The following is a 26,331-nucleotide window of genomic DNA, read 5'->3' on the forward strand; positions in this document are numbered from 1 at the left end:
CAGCAACCATCCCGGCGTAGGAGCTGCCGAAGGCTGCGATCTTTTGATCTTGTCCTAGCTTCGGTTGAGCCTGTGGAAAAAGATCGCAGCCTTCGGCATCTCCTACATATACCGCGTTTTCTGGATGAAAAGTGATCAACCGTGGCAACGCCTTGTCCGCCGTGGCCTACAGCCATGTGCACGCACGTTATCCACAGGCCGGTCCACAGTCTTTGGGGGCAAGTACAAAAGCTGGAAGCCGCTGTGTATAAGGCTTTGCGAGCAGAACAGAAAGTTTTTTGCTTGACCCTGAACGGTCCGCTGTGTAGCCCCATGGCATTTTGCACGATGTACCGTCCAAACCGACGATGGCGCCAAGCCAGTAACTACGGCCCTCAGCCGAGTCTTTCCAGAGTTTAACCACAGACTTATCCACAGGCTGGCGGACCTTGAATCCGGTCATTTTGGCCGGCAACAAAAAGGTTGACAACGGCCGCTCGTGGTCCGGAAAAAACGCCTGATCAAAAAACAACCACATACCTGCAGGCCACGGTTTTAAAGGTTCTCAGCCAGCTACTCCCACGTTATTCACAGCCAGCTCCACAGCAAACGGGGACAAGTCAAAACCGTGACAAAACAACTATTTGCAGCGGCTTTATGTCGCGCTTTGAGAGCTTGTGAATATTGTTTTCCACAATTTCCCGAAAGCACACCACAGACACCTGTGGGAGCGGCCTTGCTCGCGAAGGCGGCGGCACATCCAGCATCAAAGTGGCTGAAACGCCGCCTTCGCGAGCAAGCCCGCTCCCACAGGGGATTTGTAGTGTTCTGTGGATGTAAAAAAGCCCCGGCGATTGCGCGCCGGGGCTGTGTGTTTCTCAGTCGAACTCAGTGCCCGCCGAGATAAGCGTTACGCACCTCCTCGTTCACCAGCAGCTCCTTGCCGGTGCCTGTGAGGCGGATCTCGCCGTTGACCATCACGTACGCCCGGTCCGACAGCTTGAGCGCGTGGTTGGCGTTCTGCTCGACGAGGAAAATGGTCATGCCGGTTTTCGCCAGCTCCCGCAGGGTGGTGAAGATCTGTTTCACCACAATCGGCGCCAGGCCCAGGCTTGGCTCATCGAGCAACAGCAGTTTCGGCCGGCTCATCAGCGCACGGGCGATGGCGAGCATTTGCTGCTCGCCGCCGGACATGGTCATGGCCCGCTGGGTGCGACGCTCTTCGAGCCGTGGAAACAGTTCGAACATGCGCTGCATGTCTTCCTTGGCGTACTTGTCGCCAATCGGGATGGTGCCCATCAGCAGGTTTTCCTCGACGGTCATGTCGGGGAACACCCGCCGCCCTTCCGGCGACTGCGCGATGCCGTTGGAGGCGATGTAGTGGGACGATTTGTGCGTGATGTCCACCCCCTGATAGATGATCTGCCCGTCAGCCGCCCGGGGCTGACCGAAGATCGACATCAGCAGGGTCGACTTGCCGGCGCCGTTGGAGCCGATCAGGCTGACGGTTTCACCTTCGTTGATGTGCAGCGAGACTTTCTTCAGGGCCTGGATCGGCCCGTAAAACACATCCAGATCCTTCAGTTCGAGGATGGGTTGGCTCATAGCACCACTTCCTCTTCATCAGCGCCCAGGTAGGCCGCAATCACTTTCGGGTCGTTACGAATGGCGTCAGGCCCGCCCTCGGCAATGACGATGCCGTGGTCCAGCACCACGATGTGGTCGGAAATGCTCATTACCATGCCCATGTCGTGTTCGATCAGCACCACGGTCAGATCGTGCTCGTCGCGCAGCAGCCGGATCATCGCGCTCAGCGCTTCGGTTTCCTGAGGGTTGAGGCCCGCAGCCGGTTCGTCGAGGCAGATGATTTGCGGCCGGGTGCACATGGCCCGGGCGATTTCCAGACGACGTTGCTGACCATAGGACAGTTCGCCGGCCAGACGGTTGGCGCAGTCCACCAGGTCCACCACTTCCAGCCAGTAGAACGCGTGGTCCAGCGCATCGCTTTCAGCCTTGCGGTAGCCCTTGGTGTTGAGGATGCCGGCCAGCATGTTGCGGTTGACCCACATGTGTTGGGCCACCAGCAGATTTTCCAGCACCGACATTTCCTTGAACAGGCGAATGTTCTGGAAGGTCCGCGCCAGGCCCGCCCGGTTCACCAGGTGGGTGCCGCCAAACATCTTGTAAAACAACCGGGTGGCAAAGGATTTCGGCGAGACGAAATCGATCGGCTTGAACGATTCGCCCAGCAACTGGATGACGTTGGTCTGCTCGCCACGCACATTGAGTTCGATCTTGCCGCCGGAGGCCTTGTAGAACCCGGTCAGGCAGTTGAACACGGTGGTCTTGCCGGCGCCGTTGGGGCCGATCAGGGCGAAGATCGAGTTGCGCTTGACCTTCAGGCTGACATCGCTCAATGCCTTGATGCCGCCGAAGTGCATCATCAGCTTCTCGACCGAGAGTACGACTTCGCTCATGGCGCTACTCCTTTACGCGGGGTCACACCGGTACGGCTGATCCGAATCAGGCCGCGCGGTCGCCAGATCATCATCAACACCATCAACACGCCGAACAGCAGCACGCGGTATTCCGCGAAGCCACGCAGCAGTTCCGGAGCAACCGTCAGCACGAACGCTGCGATGACCACGCCGATGGTCGAACCCATGCCGCCGAGTACCACGATGGCGAGGATCAGTGCCGATTCAAAGAAGGTGAACGAGGTCGGGTTGACGAAGCCTTGATAAGTGGCGAAGAACACACCGGCCAGACCCGCCGTCGATGCACCGATGGTGAACGCCGAGAGCTTGACCAGTACGTGGTTCAGACCCATGGAGCGGCAGGCGATTTCGTCTTCACGCAGGGCTTCCCAGGCGCGACCGACCGGCATTTTGACCAGACGATGCTTGATGTACAGCACGGCCAGAACCACCAGGAACAACACCGCGTAGATGAAGTAGTACTTCACGTCCGGGTTGTAGGCAATGCCGAAAAACTCATGGAACGGTATTCCACCGTCCTTCGCGCGCTTGCCGAACTCCAGGCCGAAGAACGTCGGCAACGGTGCAGGCATGCCGTTCGGGCCGCCCGTCAGGCTCAACCAGTTGTTGAGGATCAGACGGATGATTTCACCGAAGCCCAGGGTCACGATCGCCAGATAGTCACCGTGCAGGCGCAGCACCGGGAAACCGAGGATGCAACCGGCAAGGCCAGCGGTGATCGCCGCCAGTGGCAGCACCGTCCAGAAACCCAACCCCAGGTATTGATAACCGAGCGCCAGACCGTAGGCACCGATGGCATAGAACGCCACGTAACCGAGGTCGAGCAGACCGGCCAGGCCGACCACGATGTTCAGCCCCAGGCCGAGCAATACGTAGATCAACCCGAGGATAACCACGCCCAGCAAGTAGGAGTTGGAGAAAAACGGGAACACCACGGCGATGACAATCACCAGCGGCACGATCCAGCGCAAACGGGATTTGTAATCAGGTGGCAGTACATGAACCCCGGAACCGGTGCTTTCAAAGCCCTCGAGGATTTTCAGGCCCTTGGGGGTTTGCAGGAACAGGCTCAAGGCAAAGCGGCCAGCCATGACGATGGCGACAATCCACGCCACCCGTGTCGGTTGCAGGTTGAAGCCGTAGCCGTCGAGGACCACGCCGACAATCGGGCCGAACACAATCAGGGCAACGAGGCCGGCAAGAATCGCGTCAACCAGGCTTCTTTTGAGATCAATGGTTTTTTTAGTGGTTGAAGACATCGCTTACACCTTCGACACAAGAGGACGGCCGAGCAGGCCTTGGGGCCGAAAGACCAGAACGAGAACGAGCAGCGAGAAGCTGAAAACGTCTTTGTAGTCCGAGTTCACCAGACCTGAGAACAGCGACTCGGAGATCCCGAGGATGATCCCGCCGAGCATCGCACCAGGCAGCGAACCGATGCCGCCGAGTACCGCAGCGGTGAACGCCTTGATCCCGATGACGAAGCCTGCATAGAAGTCGAACGTGCCGTAGTTCATGGTAATCAGCACGCCGGCCAGGGCCGCCATTGCTGCGCCGATGATGAACACGTAGGAAATCACGCGGTCGGTGTTGATCCCCAGAATCGAGGCCATCTTGCGGTCTTGCTGGGTGGCGCGGCACATGCGGCCGAGCTTGGTGTACTTGATGACATAGGTCAGCAGCCCCATACCGACGAACGCTGCGACCAGAATGAAGATCTTGGTGTAGGTGAGCTGGACGAAGCCAGTGCCTACGTCAACGCGCCATGCACCGGTCAGGAGGGTTGGAACACCCTGTTGGCGTGCACCCTGGGCGATTTGTGCATAGTTTTGCAGGATCAGGGAAATACCGATGGCGCTGATCAGCGGTGCCAGTCGTGTGGAGTTGCGCAGCGGTTTGTAGGCGACGCGCTCGATGACCCAGCCATACACCGCCGTGACGACGATGGTAAAGATCAGTGTGCCGAGCATCAGCAGAGGGAAGGATTCAATACCGAAGTAAGCCAGCAGAGCCAGACTGATTGCCGCGAGGTAAGCGGAAATCATGTAAACCTCGCCGTGGGCGAAGTTGATCATGCCGATGATGCCATAGACCATTGTGTAGCCGATGGCGATCAGGCCATAGACCGACCCGAGGGTCAGGCCGTTGACCAGTTGCTGCAGGAAAATACCATCCATAACGCAATCTCACGCATTTGAGAGACTACACAGAAGCGGGTTGCAACGGACCGGGGTTCAGCCGCCAGTGCAACACGGTTATGTGCAGCTCTACGAGAAAAGACAGACGGGCCTTCTGGCGGATACCAGTCAGCTAACTAACGGTGAACACAATCATTGTGGCGAGGGAGCTTGCTCCCGCTGGGTCGCATAGCGTCCCCAACAACAGGACTGCTCCGCAGTCCAGCGGGAGCAAGCTCCCTCGCCACAGGCCGGTCACACGTTCATATCACTTCTGTTTTTCCAGCTGGTGGTATTTGCCGTCCTTGTCCCACTGGTAAACCACGTAGTCAGAGACTTTCAGGTCGCCCTTGCTGTCCCAGGTCTTCTCGCCCATGACGGTCTTGACCGGGTTTTTCTTCAGCCACTCGGCAGCTTTTTCGCCACTGTTGGACTTGGAGCCGTTGAAGGCAGCAGCCAGGGTCTGGACCGAAGCGTAGGCGTACAGGGTGTAGCCTTCAGGCTCGGTGCCTTTTTTGCGGAACTCGTCCACTACGGTTTTGCTGTCTGGCAGCAGGCGCGGGTCGGCGCCGAAGGTCATCAGCACGCCGTCGACGTATTGCGGGCCGCCAGCGGTGGTCACCAGTTCGTCGGTCACGATGCCGTCATCGGACATGAATTTCACGTCTTTCAGGCCTTCGGTACGCAGCTGTTTAACCAGTGGACCAGCCTCTGGGTGTAGGCCGCCGAAGTAGACCACGTCGGCACCGGCCGCACGGATCTTGGTGACCACGGCGCTGAAGTCTTTCTCGCCACGGGTCAGGCCTTCGTACAGCACCGGCGTCACGCCGCGCTTGATCAACTGAGCCTTGGTGGCATCCGCCAGGCCTTGGCCGTAGGTGTCTTTGTCGTGCAGTACGGCGACTTTCTTGCCCTTGAGCACATCGACGATGTAGTCGCCGGCCACGATGCCTTGCTGGTCGTCACGCCCGCACATACGGAACATGGCGCTCAGGCCGCGTTCGGTCACTTGTGGGTTGGTGGAACCTGGAGTGATCGCGATGATGCCTGCTTCGTCGTAGATCTCGGAGGCCGGGATGGTCGACGAGGAGCAGAAGTGGCCGACTACACCAGCGACTTTCTGGTTGGTCAGGTCCTTGGCGACCGTCACAGCCTGTTTCGGTTCGCAGGCGTCATCGCCTTTGACCAGTACGATTTTTTCCCCGTTGACGCCGCCCGATGCGTTGATCGCGTCGGCCGCTGCCTGTGCACCCTTCATGTACTGCTCGCCAAATGCCGCGTTGGCGCCAGTCATTGGACCTGCCACACCGATTTTCACATCAGCCTGTGCAAACGCAGAAACACCCAACGCAGTTGCCACTGCGAGGGCCAGAAAGCCTTTCTTGTAAAACGTCTGGGACATGAGGTGGTGCTCCAAGGTTTTTTTTTAGTTGGCACTGCGACTTCTCTGGTTGCTCAGAGCAAGGGCCGTGCCATCGGTTTTTTATTCTGAAAAAAGTCGCTGCTTTATTGTTATTTCGACTGTTTCGATCCCATTTTCATTGGGCGTGCAACCGTCTAAACCGCGGGAGGTGAAACCATTTTTTAAAAAAGGCGCAACCCGCTCGCGCCATCATTGCAACCGCGGCACTAAACGACGTGCAACCAGCCTGTAACAACGTGCGTCACCGAAGTGCACACTGCTGGTGCGGTACTGCTACAACCCGCACCTTTTACAGGCTAGTCGCTGCGCGAAAAAGCGCCGCTTCCAGCAACACATTTCAACAATCAAATAACGATCCGCAAGCACTGGCCTGCGTGATACAGCGAAAAACCGGCTTCATACAGGCAACTACGCAGGCCAACACCTGCCAGGGGCTGCATCGGTGCAAACGGAATCGGTAGCGCTTGAGGATTTCCGTTACACAGATAGTCGGCAAAGGCTTTGCCGACCACCGTGCCAGTCGTCACGCCCCGGCCGTTGTAACCGGTGACTGCCACTATTCCGGGCGCCGGTTCAAACAGGCGCATCAGGTGATCGGGGGTAAACGCAATGCAACCGGTCCAGGTGCATTCCCATTCCACCGGTTTCAGATAAGGAAAGTAGTGCTGCTGGACACGATCGGCCCAGGCTTTCAAGAACCAGGTCGGTTTCTGATTGCCATTGCCGAGGCTGCCAAGCAGCAGGCGTCCGTCTTTGTCGCGACGGATGCTACTGAGTACCTGGCGAGTGTCCCAGGAGCCTTGGCCACCGGGCAGGATCTGTTGCGCGGCGTCGTCGGTCAGCGGGACCGAGGCCACTTGGTAGTAATAACCGGGGAAGAAATTGCGCCGCAGTTCTGTCCAGTCGCCTTCGGTGTAGGCGTTGGAGGCGATCACCACTTGATCGGCGAGTACTGAGCCTTGGGCGGTCTGCACTGACCACTTTTGGCCCTGACGTTCGAGTCGGGTCACCGGGGAGTGATCAAACAGTTGACCGCCAAGAGCGATGGCCGCTTTGGCCAGCCCGGTGGTGTAGGCCATCGGGTTGATCGTGCCAGCACGTCGATCCAGCAACGCGGCGGCAATCTTTTTGGTGCCGGTGGCTTGTTCGCAGGCTTGGCCGGTCAACAGCTCAACCGGTGCCCCGCGACGTTTCCATTGTTCTTCACGACTGCGCAAGTCTGCTTCGCCACGGCTGTTGTGCGCCATGTGCAGCGTGCCTTCGCGGCGTAATTGGCAATCGATGTTGTACTTATCCACAAGGCTGAACACCAGGGACGGTGCCGCACCGAGCATGCGATTGAGCTGACTGCCCACCGCCTCACCGAATCCGGCTTCGATCTCGTCCGGCGGAATCCACATCCCGGCGTTGACCAGCCCGACGTTGCGTCCGGACCCGCCATGACCGGCGCGATGCGCTTCCAGCACACAGACGCTTTTACCCGCCTCCAACAAATGCACCGCCGCCGACAGCCCGGTAAACCCAGCGCCGATGACGCAGACATCGACTTTCACTTCACCCTTGAGCGCCGCATTGTCGGGCCTTTGTGGCGTCAGTTTTTCCCACAGACACTCTTCGCGTAACGGCATTGCCAGACTCCAATCAGAAACCTAACCAACACACCATTCCCAGTGTGGGAGCGGGCTTGCTCGCGAAGGCGGCGTCACATCCAACATTTGTGCTGAATGACACACCGCTTTCGCGAGCAAGCCCGCTCCCACAGGGGATCTTCATGGGTTCAAGCGTTGCGCTTAGTCGAAGGTAATCCCCTGCGCCAACGGCAACTCCAGCGAATAGTTCACGGTGTTGGTCTGGCGGCGCATGTAACCGCGCCATGCATCGGAGCCCGACTCACGGCCACCGCCGGTTTCCTTCTCACCGCCAAACGCCCCGCCAATTTCCGCGCCGCTCGGGCCGATGTTGACGTTGGCGATGCCGCAGTCGCTGCCCACCGCCGACATGAACTGCTCGGCTTCACGCACGTCGGTGGTGAAGATGCACGAGGACAGGCCTTGCGGTACATCGTTGTTCAGACGCAGGGCTTCGGCGAAATCCGTGTAGCCAACCACGTAGAGGATCGGCGCGAAGGTTTCATCGCGAACCACGTCGCTTTGCTCTGGCATCTCAACGATCGCCGGGGACACGTAGTAGGCATTCGGGAACTTGTCTTCCAGTTGACGCTTGCCGCCAAACACCCGGCCGCCTTCGCTCAACGCCTGCTCCAGAGCTTCCTGCATGTTTTCGAAGCTGTTTTTGTCGATCAGCGGGCCGATCAGGTTGCCTTCCAGCGGGTTGCCGATGCGAACCTTGGAATACGCAGCCTTCAAGCGGGTGACGATTTCTTCTTTCACCGATTCGTGAGCAATCAGGCGACGCAAAGTGGTGCAACGCTGGCCGGCGGTGCCGACGGCGCTGAACAGGATCGCGCGAACGGCCATGTCCAGGTCGGCGCTTGGGCCGAGGATCATTGCGTTGTTGCCGCCCAGTTCGAGGATGCTGCGAGCGAAGCGCGCAGCGATTTTCGGCGCCACTTCACGGCCCATGCGGGTGCTGCCGGTGGCGCTGATCAGCGCGACACGCGGATCATCGACCAGTGCTTCGCCGGCATCGCGGCCGCCGATGATCACTTGGCTCAAGTGTGGAGGTGCATCGCTGAAGTTTTTCAGCACGCGGTCGAACAGCGCCTGGCAGGCCAGTGCGGTCAGCGGGGTTTTCTCCGACGGTTTCCAGATCACCGGGTTACCGCAGACCAGCGCCAGCGTGGTGTTCCAGGCCCAGACCGCAACCGGGAAGTTGAACGCACTGATCACGCCGACAACACCCAGCGGGTGCCAGGTTTCGCGCATGTGGTGGCCTGGACGCTCGGAAGCGATGGTCAAGCCGTACAGCTGACGAGACAAACCGACGGCGAAGTCGCAGATGTCGATCATTTCCTGAACTTCGCCCAGGCCTTCCTGAGTGATCTTGCCGGCTTCCCAGGAGACCAGCTCACCGAGATCAGCCTTGTATTCACGCAGGATGTCGCCCAGTTGACGCACCAGTTCGCCACGGCGTGGTGCCGGGACCTTGCGCCACAATTCGAACGCATGATCTGCGCGACTGATGTGCTGCTCGACTTCAGCAGCGCCTTCCCAGTTCACGGCGGCAATCTGGCTGCCATCGATCGGCGAATGCACCGGCACTTTGCCGTTCTGGTACAGGGCCGGGTTCACACCAAGACGATCAAGCAATGCGGCAACCATGGGTTACTCCTCAAGCAGAAAACGGAAGTCGTGCAGCCGGAATATCACGGCTGATCAGACCTGTAGTTGTAGCGCCCCCGAGACGAGCCAACAAACGACCATTAAGCGAGATATCATTCCGTTTATTCATGCTTCGCATCTGCCGGTTAAGAAAAGCATAGAGATACAAGAAAAAGGACCACCCATGCTGAATAAACGCTACTTGCCGTCGATCACCGCATTGCAGTGTTTCGAGGCCGTGACCCGGCATCTGAGCTTCACCCGAGCCGCCGAAGAGCTGAACCTGACCCAGAGCGCCGTCAGCAAACAGGTCGCGCAACTCGAAGAGCTGTTGCAGCACCTGCTGTTCCGCCGGGTGCGCCGACGCCTGCAAATGACTCCGGCCGGTGATTTGTACCTGGTGGAAGTACGAAAAATCCTCACGCAGGTCGAGATGTCGACCCACTACCTGCGCTCCTACGGCGGTGACACCGAAGTCTTGCGCGTGTCGACGCCGCCGACCTTCGGCGCCCGCTGGCTGGTGCCGCGCCTGAAAGGCTGGCGCCTGCGCCATCCGTCGATTCACCTCGACTTGTGCAGCGAGCAGGAAGCCGACGACCTGCTGCAAGGCCGCAGTGACCTGGCGTTCTACTTCGGCCAGGGCTCGCGACCCGGCACCGAAAGCCTGAAGCTGTTCGGCGAAGAGCTGGTGCCGGTCTGCGCACCGGGCAGCCTGCCGGACACACCGTTCACCGATCCGACTCAACTCGCTGACCTGGTCCTGCTGCAAAACGCCTCTCGGCCTCAGGCCTGGCACGACTGGTTCGACAGCCAGGGCTATCACACCGAACACAGCTACCACGGCCCACGCTTCGAAACCTTTTATATGTGCATCCGCGCCGCGCAAGTCGGCTGCGGCGTGGCGCTGTTGCCAAGGTTTCTGGTGGAAGAGGAATTGGCCGACGGCAAACTGGTCATACCCTGGCAGCATGCAATGCCCAGTTCCGACGCTTATTACCTGGCGTACCCCGAGCATTCGGCCGAAGTACCCAAAGTGCGGGATTTTGTGAAGTGGATGTTGGAGCAGATTGATAGCCCCACCGAATAAGCCCTGTAGGCGTTGTGTAGGAGCTGTGTAGGAGCTGTCGAGTGAAACGAGGCTGCGATCTTTTGATCTTAAAAAATAAAAGTCAAAAGATCGCAGCCTCGTTTCACTCGACAGCTCCTACACAGAAGGCAATCACAGAAAGCAATCTGCGCAGATGCAAAAATCGCTGGCAATCCGCACCTCTGATATGCGCCACTAGCCCCATTCATTGAAACAGCTGAAACGTCGCGACCACGGGCCGCGACCAGCCTGGAGATTCCCTTATGAGCGAGAGCGTATTTGGCGATCGCATCGTGCAGAACCTGCTCGACACCGACTTCTACAAACTGACGATGATGCAGGCGGTGCTGCACAACTACCCTAACGTGGAAGTCGAATGGGAGTTTCGTTGCCGTAACAGTGAGGATCTGCGCCCGTACCTGGCGGAGATCCGTTACCAGATCGAGCGCCTGGCCGAGTTGAGCCTGAGTGCCGACCAGTTGAGTTTCCTGGAGCGCATCAGCTTCATGAAGCCGGATTTCCTGCGGTTTCTCGGCTTGTTCCGCTTCAATCTGCGCTACGTCCACACTGGCATCGAAAACGGCGAGTTGTTCATCCGCCTGCGCGGGCCGTGGTTGCACGTGATCTTGTTCGAAGTGCCGATGCTGGCGATCGTCAGCGAAGTGCGAAACCGCTATCGCTACCGGGAAGTGGTCCTGGAGCAGGCGCGCGAACAGCTCTATCGCAAGTTCGACTGGTTGACCGCCAACGCCAGCAGTGACGAATTGTCCGAGTTGCAAGTAGCCGATTTCGGCACACGGCGCAGGTTTTCGTACCGTGTGCAGGAAGAAGTGGTGAACGTGCTCAAGCACGATTTCCCTGGGCGTTTCGTCGGCACCAGCAACGTGCACCTTTCCCGCGAGCTGGACATGAAACCGCTGGGCACCATGGCCCATGAATGGATCATGGCCCATCAGCAACTCGGCCCCCGCTTGATCGACAGCCAGATTGCCGCCCTCGATTGCTGGGTCCGCGAGTATCGCGGTTTGCTGGGGATCGCTCTGACCGACTGCATCACCACCGATGCCTTCCTCGGTGATTTCGACCTGTATTTCGCCAAGCTCTTCGACGGTTTGCGCCATGACTCCGGTGATCCGGTGCTCTGGGCGGAAAAGTCCATCGCCCACTACCACAAGCTCGGCATCGACCCGATGAGCAAGACGTTGGTGTTCTCCGACAGCCTGACGCTGCCCAAGTCGCTGGAAATATTCCGCGCGTTGCGGGGTCGGATCAATGTCAGCTTTGGCATCGGCACCAACCTGACCTGTGATATTCCGGGTGTTGAACCGATGAGCATCGTGCTTAAAATGACCGCCTGCAACGGCCAACCGGTGGCGAAGATCTCCGACGAGCCAGGCAAGACTCACTGCAAAGACCCGAATTTCGTCGCCTATTTGCGACATGTTTTCAAAGTACCTGCCCTTCCCAGTATCTCTAGCAAGGAGTGAATTCATGCAAGCCGAACAGCGTGAGATTGCTGAACAGCTCAACGTCCAGCCGCCGTTCGCCGACCAGGCCGCCCTCGAGGCTGAAGTCGCCCGGCGGATTACCTTCATTCAGGATTGCCTGGTCAATTCCGGACTCAAGACCCTGGTGCTGGGCATCAGCGGCGGCGTCGACTCCCTGACCGCCGGCCTGCTGGCCCAGCGCGCCATGCGTGAACTGCGCACCCGCACCGGTGATGACAGCTACAAGTTCATCGCCGTGCGCCTGCCGTACGAGACGCAATTCGATGAGCACGACGCCCAGGCTTCGGTGGACTTCATCGCCCCGGACGAACGCCACACAGTGAACATCGGCCCGGCGGTCAAATCCCTGGCCGGTGAAGTCGCGGCGTTCGAAGGCCAGCATGCGGTGTCGGTGGATTTCGTGCTCGGCAACACCAAGGCGCGGATGCGCATGGTCGCCCAATACACCATCGCCGGCGCAGCCCACGGGTTGGTCATCGGTACTGACCACGCGGCGGAAGCGGTAATGGGCTTCTTCACCAAGTTCGGTGACGGTGCCTGCGATTTGGCCCCGTTGAGCGGCCTGGTGAAAAATCAGGTGCGGTCGATTGCTCGCAGCTTCGGTGCGCCGGAGTCGCTGGTGGAAAAAATACCGACTGCCGATCTTGAAGACCTGTCGCCGGGCAAACCGGACGAAGCGTCCCACGGCGTGACCTATGCCGAGATCGACGCGTTCCTGCATGGCGAGCCGGTGCGTGAGGAAGCATTCAAGATCATCTGCGATACGTACAAAAAGACCCATCACAAGCGCGTGATGCCGTTTGCGCCCTAAGCGCCATGCATCTGTAGGAGCTGTCGAGTGAAACGAGGCTGCGATCTTTTGATCCCGCTTTTAAAAACAAAATCAAAAGATCGCAGCCTCGTTTCACTCGTCAGCTCCTACAGGGATTCGCATTGACTTATGAATGAACCAAAAAAAAGCGTCCCAAGTGGACGCTTTTTTTATGCATGCGATTCGATTACTTCAGGGTAACCGTGCCTTTCATCATCGAGATGTGGCCAGGGAACGAGCAGAAGAAGCCGTAGCTTTCGCCCGCAGCCAGTTTCGACACGTCGAAGGTCACGGAATCCGATTCGCCAGCACCGATGATCTTGGTGTGGGCGATGATGCGTGCGTCGCCTTCCGGCAGGTAGTTCTTGTCGATACCAGCGGCCAGGCCTGCGGTGGCGATCGGCTGCATGTCAGCCTCTTTGCTCAGCACCCAGTTATGGCCCATGACGTTTTTCGGCAAGCTGCCGGAGTGGGTCAACTCAACGGTGAAGGTCTTGCAGCTCTTGTCGATTTCAATGGCTTTGGTGGCGAAGGACATCTGATCAGTCGAGTCGACAGTGACCTTGCATTCGGCAGCCATCAATTGGCTGCTGGCCAGTGTCAGCAGGGATACCGCAACAAGTTTGGCAAACATGGTGAATCTCCAAGGCAGGGTTAACAAAATCGCGAATGGACAGAAGACTGCCTGAAAACTTCGCAAGTTCCTATGACCTGAATCAAAAATTGTATACAACTTTCGAGCTATGACACTCATCGAAACAAACTAACAGCCAGACGTCTGGGTCGGCCCTATCCTCAAGTCTTCATCACTTGGAAGGAGCGCCTGTCATGTCCATCAACAGCTTATTGCGCAGTTTGCTCGCCGCCTACGCCTGTGGCGCCAGCGGTACTTACGAAACACCTCAACGCGAGGTTTAACCCTTGGATCGACGCATTTCTGCCTTTACTCTGTGGCCATTCTGACCACGGAGTAAGGCATGTCTATCGCATCCGTTTGTGTATTTTGCGGTGCCAGTACCGGCACCAACCCGGCTTATCGTGAAGCGGCTGTCGCCCTCGGGCTAGCATTGGCCGAGCGTAAGCTGACGCTGGTCTATGGCGGCGGCGCCGTCGGACTGATGGGGATTGTCGCTGATGCGGCACTCGCGGCCGGTGGCGAAGTGATCGGGATCATCCCGCAAAGCCTCAAGGACAAGGAAATCGGTCACAGCGGCCTGACACGTCTTGAAGTCGTGGACGGCATGCATGCGCGCAAGGCGCGGATGGCTGAACTCAGCGACGCGTTTATCGCGCTGCCCGGCGGCCTCGGCACTCTGGAAGAACTGTTCGAAGTCTGGACCTGGGGTCAGCTCGGCTACCACGGCAAACCCCTCGGTTTGCTCGAAGTAAACGGTTTCTATGGCCAATTGACCGCTTTTCTTGATCATATCGTCGGCGAAGGCTTCGTTCGCGCACCACACCGTGACATGCTGCAAGTGAGCGAATCGCCGCAAACCCTGCTCGATGCACTGGACGCCTGGCAACCCTCGGTCCTGCCAAAATGGACCGAGCAAAAACCCAGCTAACGGCTAGGCACCGATACAGGGCAGAATATGCGCCGCTCAACCTCACCTTCGACCCCAGAGGATCGCCCATGGCTAAACCTAATTATTCCTTCGCCAAACGTCAGAGAGACTTGGCCAAGGAGCAGAAGAAAGAGGAAAAGCTTCAGCGCAAGAAAGCTACAGCTGAAGAAGAAGCAGCAGCACTGAACCCGGATGCAGAAGGTGAAGTGGCGGCAGAAGCTGATGTTGATGCACCGAAAGATCAGGCGCCCGACGCCTGAGACCCTCAGGGCCCGATGATCTGATCAGGCTCACCGGATCTGTGTCCAGGGTCAGCAGCCCCGCTGCTGACCCTCACAGGCCCAACGCTTTGTGAATCGAATCGCGATACCCCTTGGGCAAGTTGGCCGGCAGATTCGCCGGATCAAACAGCCCGATCTCCTTATGTTCATGACTGACTTTCGGCACAAATCCGCCCAGCAACTGGCAGCGATAGGTCGAGATGAACACGTGTTTGCCGGGGATCACCTCGAACAGATACGAATCCAGTGGCTCCCCTACCATCACTTCGACGTCCAACTCCTCGGCGATTTCCCGTGCCAGACAGTCCGGTGCCGTCTCGCCGAGCTCGATTCGCCCGCCAGGCAACTCCCATTCGTCCCGCTCGTTGAGCATCAGCACGACCAGGCTTTCGGGGGATTGCAGGACGCCTTTGATTGAAACCGGGAACATCGGATTTCTCCTTTTCACTGACACACCATTCACACCCTGTGGGAGCGGGCTTGCTCGCGAATGCGGTGCGTCAGCCACATTGATATCGACTGATACACCGCATTCGCGAGCAAGCCCGCTCCCACAAGGGGATTTCTGTTAATCCAGTGGCATCACGGTCACTCGGACTTCCGGATCATGATTGCCACCGCCAAGAATCACCCCGCGCAACGGCGACACATCGGAAAAATCCCGGCCCCAGGCCAGCGTGATGTGTTCCAGCGCCGGTTGCACATTGTTGGTCGGGTCGAAATCCACCCAGCCAAGCACCGGGCAAAACACCGACACCCAGGCGTGGGACGCATCGGCGCCGATCAGTCGCGGCTGGCCCGGTGGTGGCTGGGTCAGCAGATAACCGCTGATGTAGCGCGCCGCCAGACCGCGCGAACGCACGCAGGCGAGCATCAGGTGCGCGAAGTCCTGACAGACGCCACGCCGACGCTCCAGCACTTCCACCAGCGGCGTGGCCACTTGGGTCGCCTCGGCATCGAAGGTGAACTCGCTGAAAATCTTCTCCATCAACGCCTGAACACCCAGCAGCAGCGGTCGTCCTGCAGGAAAACAGCTTTCTGAGAAGTCGACGAAGTTGCGTTTCAAATGCACGTACGGCGATTCGAAACGATAACGACAGGCTTCCAGCAGCTCAGGCGAAAGCGGCTGGCTGCTGTAGGTCAGCGCATTGCGGGTTGCTTCCCAGGCCGGCGATAGATTGAAATCCAGGATCGGCCGGGCCAGTACTTCGACGGTTAGCTCAGCGTTTACCAGCAATTCATCGTGAGGGCGCTCGAAAGCCAAACGGGTCAACGGATTGCCGAACACGTCCAGTTCATCGCGACGGGTCGTCGGGTCCGGGCTGATCAGCAACGCCTGCGCGGTGCAGCGCTGCCAGGTGCAGGCGCGCGGCCAAAGGTGCGCCAACTGCTGGGCCAGGGACACCGGGCTGTCGTAGTGATAATGGGTGTCATGGAAGATCTGGTAACGGGCATTCATCAGACGGACACCGTGCGCTGGCTGACATCATCGACATGGGCAAAATGGCGCAGTGCCAGGCGATCCGAGACCTGGCCGCTGGCATCGGCGATTTCTTGGAGCAAATCGGCCAAGCCCTCGACCGCCGCGTGAACGCTGGCCTCGCCAAACAACGAGTTCTCCAGACAGCCCAGATCGAAGTGCATCAAACGCTCCACCAGCCGTGGCAGCCCTGCCTCTCGCGGAACACCGAAATCGTCGTTCAAGCGCTTCAAAGTGCGTGTCACCAGTTTCAACTGGAACAGCACCGCGTGGGGGTTCTGCTCATCCAGCAGCAACAGGTCGAGCACCGGAATCAACTGCGCCACCGCCAAATAGCGCGAGCGGTAGGTGATGCTGCTGTTGCCCAGTTCCAGCAGCCATTCGAGCCCGGCCTGATCGAAGGCGCCAGCACCGCGCAGAAATGCCGCGAGGCTGCCGCTGAGAAACTGCAAACGCTCGATGCGCCGGCCGATCATCAGGAAGCGCCAACCTTCGTCCCGGGTCATGTCGTCCAGGGCAAACCCGGACAGCGCCGCCAGGGACATCACCAAACGGTTGAGAAAATCCAGCAACTCACCGAAATCCGGTTCCTCGGTTTCCAGCTCGATAGCTTCGCGCTGCAACTCCACCAGCGCCTGCCAGTTTTCCCGGGAGAGTTTGCCGCGCACTTGCGAAGCCGCCCACTGCAGGCGTTGCAGATTGGAACGCAGGCTGAACGGCCAGTCATCGCCGAGCAATGCCGCCAGCAAACGTTCCGGCAATTCGCCTTCCTCGGGCAACAGATTCAAGCGTTCGCCGAGGTCCACCGCCGCTTCCAGCGCTTGCGGATCATCGCCATCGACGTAACGCGCCAGCATGACCCGCAGCAACCGCGCACTGTCATCGCAGCGCTCACAGTAACGACCAAACCAGAACAGATTCTCTACAACCCGCGACGGCAGATACGGATCGCGCCGTACCAAATCATGGACACCGATGGTGCGCTGGGTTTTCCATTGTTCGCCGCTCGGGGCGCGCTCGCCGAGCACCCACGTGTCCTTACTTGCCCCGCCACGCTGCATCGACACCACTTCGGCATCGGCTTCGGCGGCGACACGGGTCAGGCCGCCGGGCAATACCCGATAGCCATCACGACTGGCCACCGCGTAAACGCGCATGCCGATGGCCCGGGGTTGCAGTTGACCGTCCTCGGCCTGCCAGATCGGCGCTTGGGACAGCTGCGCCAGTTCTTGCGCAACATAGGCGTAAGGCCGCGCTTGCATGCGTTCGGCCAGCGCTTGACGCTGTTTTTCACTCAAGTCACGGCCAAATACAGGAGCAAAGCTCTGGGACGGGAACGCCGGTTTGATCAGTAACTCCGGCAACTTCTCCAAGGCCTGGGCGAGCACCGGCGCTTCACCGCACCACCAGGTCGCAATGGAGGGCAGGATCAGTTCTTCGCCGAACAGGAATTGATTGATCCTTGGCAGAAAACCCAGCAGCCCTGGCGATTCCAGTACGCCGCTGCCCAGGGCATTGGCGACGAGCACCCGGCCCTGACGCACGGCTTCCAGCAAACCCGGCACACCGAGCGCCGAGTCGGTGCGCAGTTCCAGCGGGTCACAGAAGTCATCATCGAGGCGGCGCATGATCGCGTGTACTCGACGCAGGCCGCTCAAGGTTTTCAGATAGACAGTGGCGTCGCGCACCGTCAGGTCGCCGCCCTCCACCAGCGGATAACCGAGCTGACGCGCCAGGTACAAATGCTCGAAATAGCTTTCGTTGAACCGCCCCGGCGTCAGTAGCACGATCAGCGGTGCTTCATCGTCACTCGGCGCCTGGCGGGCCAGGGTTTCCTGCAAGGTACGGAAGAACCCGGCCAGGTGCTGCACCTTCAAATCACGGTACAACTCGGGGAAGGCCCGAGACACGATGGTGCGGTTTTCCAACGCATAACCGGCACCGGACGGCGCCTGGGTCCGGTCCGCCGTGACCCACCAGCGACCGTCCGGGGTGCGCGCCAGATCCACGGCGTACAGATGCAGAAAGGCCCCGTCAGGTGGAGAAATCCCCTGACAAGGCCACAGGAAATTGTTGTGTCCGAACACCAGCTCGGCTGGCAGCAGCCCTTCGGCGATCAAACGCTGCGGACCATAAAGATCGGCCAGCACCGCGTTGAGCAAGCGCGCGCGCTGGGCAATCCCGGCGGACAGTTGCTGCCATTCATCGGCGGCAATCACATGCGGCAACAGGTCCAGTTCCCACGGGCGATCGGCGCCCTTGGGGTCGGCGTAGACGTTGTAGGTCACGCCGTTTTCCTGGATTTGCCGGGTCAGCAACGCCTGGCGCTGCACCAGTTGCGTCGGGGTGCTGCGCTGCAATTGGTCGAACAGCCGACGCCAATGCGGACGCACCGCACCGCTGTCGTCGAGCAGTTCGTGATAAGTGCCCGCCGTCAGCGGGTAGCGGTCAAGCAGGTCAGGCATGGAAAGCTCGGCAGACAGCAAAGAACGGTCAGACTAACGCAGGCTCATGACGCTCGGATATACGAAAAATCCGAGCGTCGTGTAGGGCTTAGAAACGTCGCAAATCGAGTGTCATCGGCAGCTCGTCGTTAATCGTCACGTTCGGTATAGGAAGTTTCCCGGGGGTGTGTCCGATTCGGAAGAAACGCGCCATTCGCCGGCTCTCCGCTTCGTTGGCGTTTACCGGCAGGCTGTCGTAGTTGCGCCCGCCCGGATGGGCGACGTGATACTGACAGCCACCCAACGAGCGCTCCATCCAGGTGTCGAGCAGGTCGAACACCAGCGGCGCGTGGACCGGAATGGTCGGTTGCAGGCAGTTGTAAGGTTGCCAGGCGCGGAACCGCACGCCCGCGACGAACTCACCCACCCGGCCGGTCGGCTGCAACGGCACCGGAATGCCATTGCAGGTCAGCAGATAACGTTGCGGTGCCAGACCGGAAACCTTGACCTGCAAGCGCTCCAATGACGAATCCACATAACGCACCGTGCCGCCGACCGCGCCCTCCTCGCCCAGCACATGCCAAGGCTCCAGAGCCTGGCGCACCTCCAGCTCGATGCCACTGACGGCGTAGTCGCCGACCTTGGGAAAGCGAAACTCCAGATGCGCCGCAAACCACTCGGCCCGCACCGGGTAACCGGCAGCATTCAGATCGACGATCACATCGGCAAAATCCTGCTCGATAAAGTGCGGCAACAGGAAGCGATCGTGCAGCTCGGTGCCCCAGCGTGCCAATTTCGGCGGAGCATAAGGCTCGCGCCAGAACCGCGCCACCAGCGCCCGCAGCAACAATTGTTGAGCCAGGCTCATGCGCGCATGGGGCGGCATTTCAAAGGCGCGCAATTCCAGCAAGCCGAGACGCCCGGTGGCGCCGTCCGGCGAATAGAGTTTGTCGATGCAGAATTCGGCGCGGTGGGTGTTGCCGGTGACGTCGATCAGCAAGTTGCGCAACAACCGATCCACCAGCCACGGCGCGCACTCTTCTCCCGGTTTCGGCATCTGTGCGAAGGCGATTTCCAGTTCATACAACGAGTCGTTACGCGCCTCGTCCACCCGTGGCGCCTGGGACGTCGGGCCGATGAATAGTCCTGAAAACAGGTAGGACAAGGACGGGTGGTTATGCCAGTAACTGATCAGGCTGCGCAGCAAGTCCGGACGACGCAGGAACGGTGAGTCTGCCGGTGTGGCACCACCCAGTACGAAATGGTTACCGCCGCCGGTGCCGGTGTGCCGACCGTCGATCATGAATTTCTCGGTAGTCAGCCGGGTCTGGCGCGCTTCCTCGTACAGAAACTCGGTGCGCTCGACCAGTTCGTCCCAAGTGGCAGACGGCTGCACGTTGACCTCGATCACGCCCGGATCAGGAGTGATGCGGAAGTTGCTCAGGCGCGGATCGCTCGGCGGTTCATAGCCTTCCAGCAATACCGGGCAATGCAGTTCCTGCGCGGTGGCCTCGATGGCGGTGACCAGTTCGAGGTAATCCTCGACCCGCTCAAGTGGCGGCATGAACAGGTACAAGCGGCCGTCCCGCGCTTCGGCACAAAACGCGGTACGGGTCAGCCAATCGGCGGATTCGTCGATCTCAATATCCCGTTCAATCGCTTCTGCAGGCGTGCCCGGACTGTTCAACTGCTGAGTGTCCGGAAGCGCGGGGAATTCCTGGTTCGGGTCGTTAGGGTAGATGAACGGATATTCCGCGGCTTTCACCCAAGGCTGCGACCCCAGCGGCAAGCGATAACCCAGCGGCGAATCCCCCGGCACCAACCGGCAATGTTCATCGCGCAGATACCAGCGACCGCTCTGCCACTGATCACCCTTGGCGGTGCGCGCCAGCGGCAGCACCTGGCCGATGACCTTGTCCAGGCCTTGGCCGAACACTTTGCGCAGGCGCACACGCTCCAACGGTTCTTCCAGCCGTGAGTCTTCGGCGCTGACGTTCAGCGGCAAAGTGCCTTCGCGCCAGAGGTAATAGAAATTGTCTTCGTAGGCCGGGAACACAAAGCGTGTCGGAATTTTCAAGCGTTCAGCGACACTCGCGAGAAAACGCCCGGCCAGTTCGCCATCGGCGCCGTAGTCTTCCTGCTCATCGGCGATCAGCGCACTGTTATGCCAAATTGGCACGCCGTCACGCCGCCAGTAGCAGTTGAGCGACCAACGCGGTAGTTGTTCGCCGGGGTACCACTTGCCTTGGCCGAAATGCACCAGGCCTTTTGGCGCGTAATGCTTGCGCATGCGCTGGAACAGTTCGGCGGACAGCCGACGCTTGTCCGGGCCGAGAGCCGCCGTGTTCCACTCCGCGCCATCCGGGTCGTCGATAGAGACGAAGGTCGGCTCGCCGCCCATGGTCAGACGCACGTCGCCTTCCAGCAGGTCGGCATCAATCTGCCGGCCCAGCGCCTGGATCGCCAGCCACTGGTCTTCGGTGTAGGGCTTTGTGACCCGCGGCGCTTCCCAAATCCGCTCCACGGACATTTCGTGGGTGAACTCGCATTCGCACGGCTCCACCAAGCCGCTGATCGGTGCCGCAGAACCCGGATCGGGACTACACGCCAACGGAATATGTCCTTCACCGGCAAACAGCCCTGAGGTCGCGTCCAGGCCGATCCAGCCGGCGCCGGGCAAGTAGACCTCGCACCAGGCGTGCAGGTCAGTGAAATCCACTTCGGTGCCCGAGGGGCCGTCGAGGCTTTTGACGTCGGCGGTGAGCTGGATCAGGTAGCCAGAGACGAAACGCGCCGCCAGCCCAAGGTTGCGCAGCAATTGCACCAGTAGCCACGCCGAATCACGGCAGGAGCCGGAGGCGTGTTCGAGGGTGTGTTCGGGGGGTTGCACGCCCGGTTCCATGCGGATCAGGTAGCCGATGTCTTCGCTCAAGCGCTGGTTGAGCGCGACGAGGAAATCCACGCTGGGCAGCGGTGTGCGGTCGATGCCGTCCAGGTAGGCCTTGAACTTCGGCGTCAGGGGCAACGTTTCCAGGTACGGCGCCAGTTCCTTGCGCTCATCGGCGGCGTAGGTAAACGGGATCTTTTCCGCGTAGGGCTCCAGGAAGAAGTCGAACGGGTTGAACACCGCCATTTCCGCCAGCAGATCAACTTCGATCCGCAGCTCCTCGGTTTTCTCCGGGAACACCAGGCGCGCCAGGTAGTTGCCCTGAGGGTCCTGTTGCCAGTTGATGAAATGCTGCTCGGGCGAGACTTTCAGTGCATAGGACAAAATCCGCGTGCGACTGTGGGCTGCCGGGCGCAGGCGAACGATCTGCGGACCGAGCTCGACGGCGCGGTCGTAGCGGTAATGCGTGACGTGATGCAATGCGACATGAATCGACACGGCGTGCCTCCTGCGAGCCTTAAGCGTATTCGACAGCGCGCAAGACTTATGCCATCGCGCAGCGCTGGCGCTTTCGTAGATTGCTTAGGGCAGTACAGCACCAAAATCGGGCGATGCGGGAATTTGGTTCGAGGGGATTGCACGTAAATGTGGCGCGCCGGGGGTGTCAGCCAGAATTTCAGCGACTGTACCGGCGTCTTCGCGAGCAAGCCCGCTCCCACAGGGAACGCATTCCAATGTGGGAGCGGGCTTGCTCGCGAAAAGGCCAGTCGCCACACCCCATCTTCTGACCTTGAAACAGGTTTTACTGCGCCAGAAACGCAAAACGCCAACCCGAAGGTTGGCGTTTTGTTATCAGCGGTCAGCGTTTAGCGCGGTACAACCGGCTTGCGCGCAGGCTTGGGTCCTTTGCCTTTGGCCGCATCCTTACGATCCTTGGCCGCCTGCTGGTTGCGGGCGAACGCCGCAGCCTTGGCCTGTTCGCGTTTGTCCCACGGATTACCACCATCGCTGGCACGCGGCGGCAGGCCGGTGTGCTGGGTGAGGATCTTGGTGGTCTTCTCCCCCGCCACTTTATGGCTGCCAGCCGGGGTCGAGTTCTTGCGACGGGCGCTCTGGTAGCTGTCGGTGGCTGGCTGATGCAGCGGGATCAACTGGTTCTTGCCCGGCCCGATCAGGTCGGCGCGGCCCATGCGGGTCAGCGCTTCACGCAGCATCGGCCAGCCTTTCGGGTCGTGGTAGCGCAAGAACGCTTTGTGCAGACGACGCTGCTCTTCGCTCTTGACGATGGTCACGGCGTCGCTCTTGTAAGTGACCTTACGCAGCGGGTTCTTGCCCGAGTGATACATCGCAGTGGCGGTGGCCATCGGCGACGGGTAGAACGCCTGCACCTGGTCGGCGCGGAAGCCGTTGCCCTTGAGCCACAGGGCCAGGTTCATCATGTCTTCGTCGGTGGTGCCCGGGTGGGCGGCGATGAAGTACGGAATCAGGTACTGCTCTTTCCCGGCTTCCTTGGAGTACTTCTCGAACATGCGCTTGAACTTGTCATAGCTGCCAATGCCCGGTTTCATCATCTGGTTGAGCGGACCTTCCTCGGTGTGTTCCGGGGCGATCTTCAGATAACCACCAACGTGGTGGGTCACCAGTTCTTTGACGTATTCCGGCGACTCGACCGCGAGGTCGTAGCGCAGGCCGGAAGCAATCAGGATCTTCTTCACACCCGGCAAGGCACGGGCGCTGCGATACAGCTGAATCAGCGACGAGTGGTCGGTGTTCAGGTTCGGGCAGATACCAGGGAACACGCACGATGGCTTGCGGCACGCGGATTCAATTTCCGGGCTCTTACAGGCGATGCGATACATGTTCGCGGTCGGGCCGCCGAGGTCGGAAATGACGCCGGTAAAGCCTGGCACCTTGTCGCGGATCTCTTCGATTTCGCGAATGATCGACTCTTCGGAACGGTTCTGGATGATCCGGCCTTCGTGCTCGGTGATCGAGCAGAAGGTGCAGCCGCCGAAGCAGCCACGCATGATGTTCACAGAGAAGCGGATCATGTCGTAGGCCGGAATTTTTTCCTTGCCGTACGCCGGGTGCGGAATCCGTGCGTAAGGCATGCCGAACACGTAGTCCATTTCTTCGGTGGTCATCGGAATCGGCGGCGGGTTGAACCAGACGTCGACTTCGCCATGCTTCTGCACCAGTGCACGGGCGTTGCCCGGGTTGGTTTCCAGGTGAAGCACGCGGTTGGCGTGAGCGTAGAGCACCGCGTCGCCGCGGACTTTCTCAACCGACGGCAGACGAATCACGGTCTTGTCGCGCGTCATCTTCGGGCTAGCCAGAATCTGCACGACCTTGGCTTCGCTCGGGTCTTCAACCGGACCTTTTTCCTGCTCGATGGCGCAAGCCTGGGTGTCCTGGGTGTTCACGTACGGGTTGATGATCTTGTCGACCTTGCCCGGACGGTCGATACGCGTGGAATCGACTTCGTACCAGTCTTTCGGCGTGTCACGACGAATGAACGCGGTGCCGCGCACGTCGGTGATGTCTTCGATCTTGTGACCGTAAGACAAACGCTGGGCGACTTCGACAATCGCACGCTCGGCGTTGCCGTACAGCAGGATGTCGGCGCTGGCGTCGATCAGGATCGAGTTACGCACCCGGTCCTGCCAGTAATCGTAGTGGGCGATGCGGCGTAGGGAAGCTTCGATGCCACCGAGGACGATCGGCACGTTTTTGTAGGCTTCCTTGCAGCGCTGGCTGTAGACCAGGCTCGCGCGATCCGGACGTTTGCCCGCCAGGCCACCGGGGGTGTAGGCGTCATCGGAACGGATTTTCTTGTCGGCGGTGTAGCGGTTGATCATCGAGTCCATGTTGCCGGCCGCGACACCGAAGAACAGGTTCGGCTCGCCGAGCTTCATGAAGTCGTCTTTGGACTGCCAGTTCGGCTGGGCAATGATCCCGACGCGGAAGCCTTGCGACTCCAGCAGCCGGCCGATGATAGCCATGCCGAACGACGGATGGTCAACGTACGCATCGCCGGTGACGATGATGATGTCGCAGGAATCCCAGCCGAGCTGATCCATCTCCTCCCTGCTCATGGGCAGGAATGGCGCTGGCCCGAAACATTCGGCCCAGTACTTGGGATAGTCAAATAACGGCTTGGCTGCTTGCATCATGTCGATAACCGGTGTTGGCTTTCATTGAATTTCGCGGGCGCGGAATATAGCACAAAAAATAACCAATTCCGACGGCTATGGTCGGAAATTGCGCTGGTGCTTTGTTTAGAGACCCAGAGGCAAAGCATAACCCCTGTGGCGAGGGGGCTTGCCCCCGTTCGGCTGCGGAGCAGTCGCAAAATCTGCGAACTCGATCTTTCTGAAAAAACGCGACTGCAGGTTCTGGAGCTGCTACGCAGCCCAACGGGGGCAAGCCCCCTCGCCACACAAGCCCGCTCCCACAGGTAAATTACTCGTCGTCGAAGTTGTAGCTACCCGGCGCCAGGTTTTCGAATCGGGTGTATTTACCGATGAACGCCAGTCGCGACGTACCGATCGGACCGTTCCGCTGTTTACCAATGATGATCTCGGCGATGCCTTTATGCTCGGTTTCCGGGTGATACACCTCATCCCGGTACACGAACATGATCACGTCAGCATCCTGCTCGATCGCTCCGGATTCCCGGAGGTCGGAGTTGATCGGGCGTTTGTTAGGGCGTTGCTCCAGGGAGCGGTTGAGCTGGGACAGCGCCACCACCGGGCAGTTGAATTCCTTGGCCAGGGCTTTCAAGGAACGGGAGATTTCGGAAATCTCGTTGGTCCGGTTGTCGCCACCGGAGCCCGGAATCTGCATCAATTGCAGGTAGTCGATCATGATCAGGGCGACATCGCCGTGCTCACGCACCAGGCGTCGGGTCCGCGCGCGCATCTCCGAAGGGCTGATACCGGCCGTATCGTCGATGAACAGCTTGCGATCATTGAGCAGGTTGACCGCCGAGGTCAGGCGCGGCCAATCGTCGTCGTCCAGGCGACCGGCCCGGACCTTGGTCTGGTCGATACGGCCCAGGGACGACAACATACGCATGATCAGCGATTCGCCTGGCATCTCCAGCGAGTAAACCAGGACGCACTTGTCGCTGCGCAACACGGCGTTTTCCACCAGGTTCATCGCAAAGGTGGTTTTACCCATGGACGGACGGCCGGCGACGATGATCAGGTCGGACGGCTGCAGGCCGCTGGTCATCCCGTCGAGGTCGGTGTAACCGGTGGACAGGCCGGTAATGGCGTTGTCGGTGTTGAACAAGGTGTCGATGCGGTCGATAGCCTTGGTCAGCAAGTCATTCACGCTCACCGGGCCGCCGGTTTTTGGCCGGGCCTCGGCGATCTGGAAGATTTGCCGTTCGGCTTCGTCGAGAATTTCTTCAGCGGTGCGGCCTTCCGGGTTGAAGGCGCTGTCGGCAATCTCGCTGGCGATGCCGATTAGTTGCCGCAAGGTCGCCCGCGCACGGACGATCTGGGCATAAGCCTTGATGTTGGCGACGGACGGCGTGTTTTTTGCCAGCTCGCCGAGGTAACCGAGGCCACCCACTTGCGAGGTCTGACCTTCCTTGTCCAATTGCTCGGCCAGGGTCACGACGTCAATTGGCGAGTTCATGTCCGCCAGTTTGGCGATCGCACGGAAGATCAGGCGGTGGTCATGTCGATAAAAATCGCCGTCCGATACTTGATCGAGCACGCGTTCCCAGGCGTTGTTGTCCAGCATCAAACCACCGAGCACGGCCTGTTCGGCCTCGATGGAATGCGGCGGCACCTTCAGGGCAGCGGTTTGCAGATCGTATTGCTCAGGAGCGGAGATATCGTTCATGGCCACTTGGTTATATTAGATAAGCAGGGTGTGAAAAACAGGAACTGCAGAAA

The 26,331-nt window shown here is 59.6% G+C and carries 19 protein-coding genes; 5 read left to right on the forward strand and 14 right to left on the reverse strand.

What is annotated here, in order from left to right; translation table 11 throughout:
• Nucleotides 1-867: 867 nt before the first annotated feature.
• The 7 genes from ACWIKB_RS09905 to amaB all read right to left on the reverse strand — a co-directional run bounded on the left by ACWIKB_RS09905 (nt 868) and on the right by amaB (nt 9,358).
• Nucleotides 868-1,584: an ABC transporter ATP-binding protein gene (locus ACWIKB_RS09905; RefSeq protein WP_475266489.1), complete on the reverse strand. Its 717-nt coding sequence runs from the start codon at nt 1,582-1,584 to the stop codon at nt 868-870.
• The gene (locus ACWIKB_RS09910) at nt 1,581-2,456 is read right to left on the reverse strand and encodes an ABC transporter ATP-binding protein (RefSeq protein WP_475266490.1); all 876 of its coding nucleotides are present in this window, start codon (nt 2,454-2,456) and stop codon (nt 1,581-1,583) included. The genes ACWIKB_RS09905 and ACWIKB_RS09910 overlap by 4 nt, the downstream gene beginning before the upstream one ends.
• On the reverse strand, nt 2,453-3,736 hold the full coding sequence (gene livM / locus ACWIKB_RS09915; RefSeq protein ID WP_475266491.1) for a high-affinity branched-chain amino acid ABC transporter permease LivM: 1,284 nt from the start codon (nt 3,734-3,736) through the stop codon (nt 2,453-2,455). The genes ACWIKB_RS09910 and livM overlap by 4 nt, the downstream gene beginning before the upstream one ends.
• 3 nt (nt 3,737-3,739) lie before the next feature.
• Entirely contained in the window at nt 3,740-4,654 is a 915-nt protein-coding gene (locus ACWIKB_RS09920) for an ABC transporter permease subunit (protein ID WP_096513676.1), read from the reverse strand.
• Nucleotides 4,655-4,922: 268 nt separating this feature from the next.
• On the reverse strand, nt 4,923-6,056 hold the full coding sequence (locus ACWIKB_RS09925) for a branched-chain amino acid ABC transporter substrate-binding protein (RefSeq protein WP_463259247.1): 1,134 nt from the start codon (nt 6,054-6,056) through the stop codon (nt 4,923-4,925).
• Between the two features lie 365 nt (nt 6,057-6,421).
• The gene (gene amaA / locus ACWIKB_RS09930; RefSeq protein ID WP_475266492.1) at nt 6,422-7,705 is read right to left on the reverse strand and encodes an L-pipecolate oxidase; all 1,284 of its coding nucleotides are present in this window, start codon (nt 7,703-7,705) and stop codon (nt 6,422-6,424) included.
• Between the two features lie 162 nt (nt 7,706-7,867).
• Nucleotides 7,868-9,358 (reverse strand): L-piperidine-6-carboxylate dehydrogenase, encoded by a 1,491-nt coding sequence (amaB, locus tag ACWIKB_RS09935; RefSeq protein WP_475266493.1) that lies wholly within the window; start codon nt 9,356-9,358, stop codon nt 7,868-7,870.
• 184 nt (nt 9,359-9,542) lie between these two features.
• On the opposite strand from amaB, the gene ACWIKB_RS09940 reads away from it, so the two are divergent.
• The 3 genes from ACWIKB_RS09940 (at nt 9,543) to nadE (ending at nt 12,764) form a co-directional block, all read left to right on the forward strand.
• A complete protein-coding gene (locus ACWIKB_RS09940) occupies nt 9,543-10,445 on the forward strand; it encodes a LysR family transcriptional regulator (protein ID WP_475266494.1) in 903 nt (300 codons plus the stop codon).
• Nucleotides 10,446-10,708: 263 nt separating this feature from the next.
• On the forward strand, nt 10,709-11,932 hold the full coding sequence (gene pncB, locus ACWIKB_RS09945; protein ID WP_054044090.1) for a nicotinate phosphoribosyltransferase: 1,224 nt from the start codon (nt 10,709-10,711) through the stop codon (nt 11,930-11,932).
• A gap of 4 nt (nt 11,933-11,936) precedes the next feature.
• A complete protein-coding gene (gene nadE / locus ACWIKB_RS09950; protein WP_054044091.1) occupies nt 11,937-12,764 on the forward strand; it encodes an ammonia-dependent NAD(+) synthetase in 828 nt (275 codons plus the stop codon).
• Nucleotides 12,765-12,951: 187 nt separating this feature from the next.
• On the opposite strand, the gene azu is transcribed toward nadE, so the two are convergent.
• Nucleotides 12,952-13,398, reverse strand: a complete 447-nt coding sequence (gene azu, locus ACWIKB_RS09955) for an azurin (protein ID WP_475266495.1) — start codon at nt 13,396-13,398, stop codon at nt 12,952-12,954.
• Nucleotides 13,399-13,741: 343 nt separating this feature from the next.
• Between azu and ACWIKB_RS09960 the strand changes: the two genes are divergently transcribed.
• Both ACWIKB_RS09960 and ACWIKB_RS09965 read left to right on the forward strand, forming a co-directional pair.
• Entirely contained in the window at nt 13,742-14,329 is a 588-nt protein-coding gene (locus ACWIKB_RS09960) for an LOG family protein (protein WP_475266496.1), read from the forward strand.
• 68 nt (nt 14,330-14,397) lie between these two features.
• Nucleotides 14,398-14,589 carry a hypothetical protein gene (locus tag ACWIKB_RS09965; protein WP_475266497.1) on the forward strand — a complete coding sequence of 64 codons (192 nt, stop codon included), beginning with the start codon at nt 14,398-14,400 and terminating at the stop codon, nt 14,587-14,589.
• 73 nt (nt 14,590-14,662) lie between these two features.
• On the opposite strand, the gene ACWIKB_RS09970 is transcribed toward ACWIKB_RS09965, so the two are convergent.
• From ACWIKB_RS09970 to dnaB, 6 genes are all read right to left on the reverse strand, one after another.
• Nucleotides 14,663-15,040 (reverse strand): NUDIX hydrolase, encoded by a 378-nt coding sequence (locus ACWIKB_RS09970; RefSeq protein WP_475266498.1) that lies wholly within the window; start codon nt 15,038-15,040, stop codon nt 14,663-14,665.
• A 138-nt stretch (nt 15,041-15,178) separates the two neighbouring features.
• Nucleotides 15,179-16,069: a transglutaminase family protein gene (locus ACWIKB_RS09975; protein ID WP_475266499.1), complete on the reverse strand. Its 891-nt coding sequence runs from the start codon at nt 16,067-16,069 to the stop codon at nt 15,179-15,181.
• Nucleotides 16,069-18,555, reverse strand: coding sequence for a circularly permuted type 2 ATP-grasp protein (locus ACWIKB_RS09980; protein ID WP_475266500.1), 2,487 nt, complete (start codon nt 18,553-18,555; stop codon nt 16,069-16,071). The genes ACWIKB_RS09975 and ACWIKB_RS09980 overlap by 1 nt, the downstream gene beginning before the upstream one ends.
• A gap of 88 nt (nt 18,556-18,643) precedes the next feature.
• Nucleotides 18,644-21,919, reverse strand: coding sequence for a transglutaminase family protein (locus ACWIKB_RS09985; RefSeq protein WP_475266502.1), 3,276 nt, complete (start codon nt 21,917-21,919; stop codon nt 18,644-18,646).
• Nucleotides 21,920-22,287: 368 nt separating this feature from the next.
• Nucleotides 22,288-24,591 (reverse strand): YgiQ family radical SAM protein, encoded by a 2,304-nt coding sequence (locus ACWIKB_RS09990; RefSeq protein WP_475266856.1) that lies wholly within the window; start codon nt 24,589-24,591, stop codon nt 22,288-22,290.
• Nucleotides 24,592-24,883: 292 nt separating this feature from the next.
• Complete coding sequence (gene dnaB / locus ACWIKB_RS09995; RefSeq protein WP_054044099.1) at nt 24,884-26,278, reverse strand: replicative DNA helicase; 1,395 nt, start codon at nt 26,276-26,278, stop codon at nt 24,884-24,886.
• Nucleotides 26,279-26,331: the final 53 nt, after the last annotated feature.

The sequence above is a fragment of the Pseudomonas sp. 5Vm1k genome (assembly GCF_056161485.1).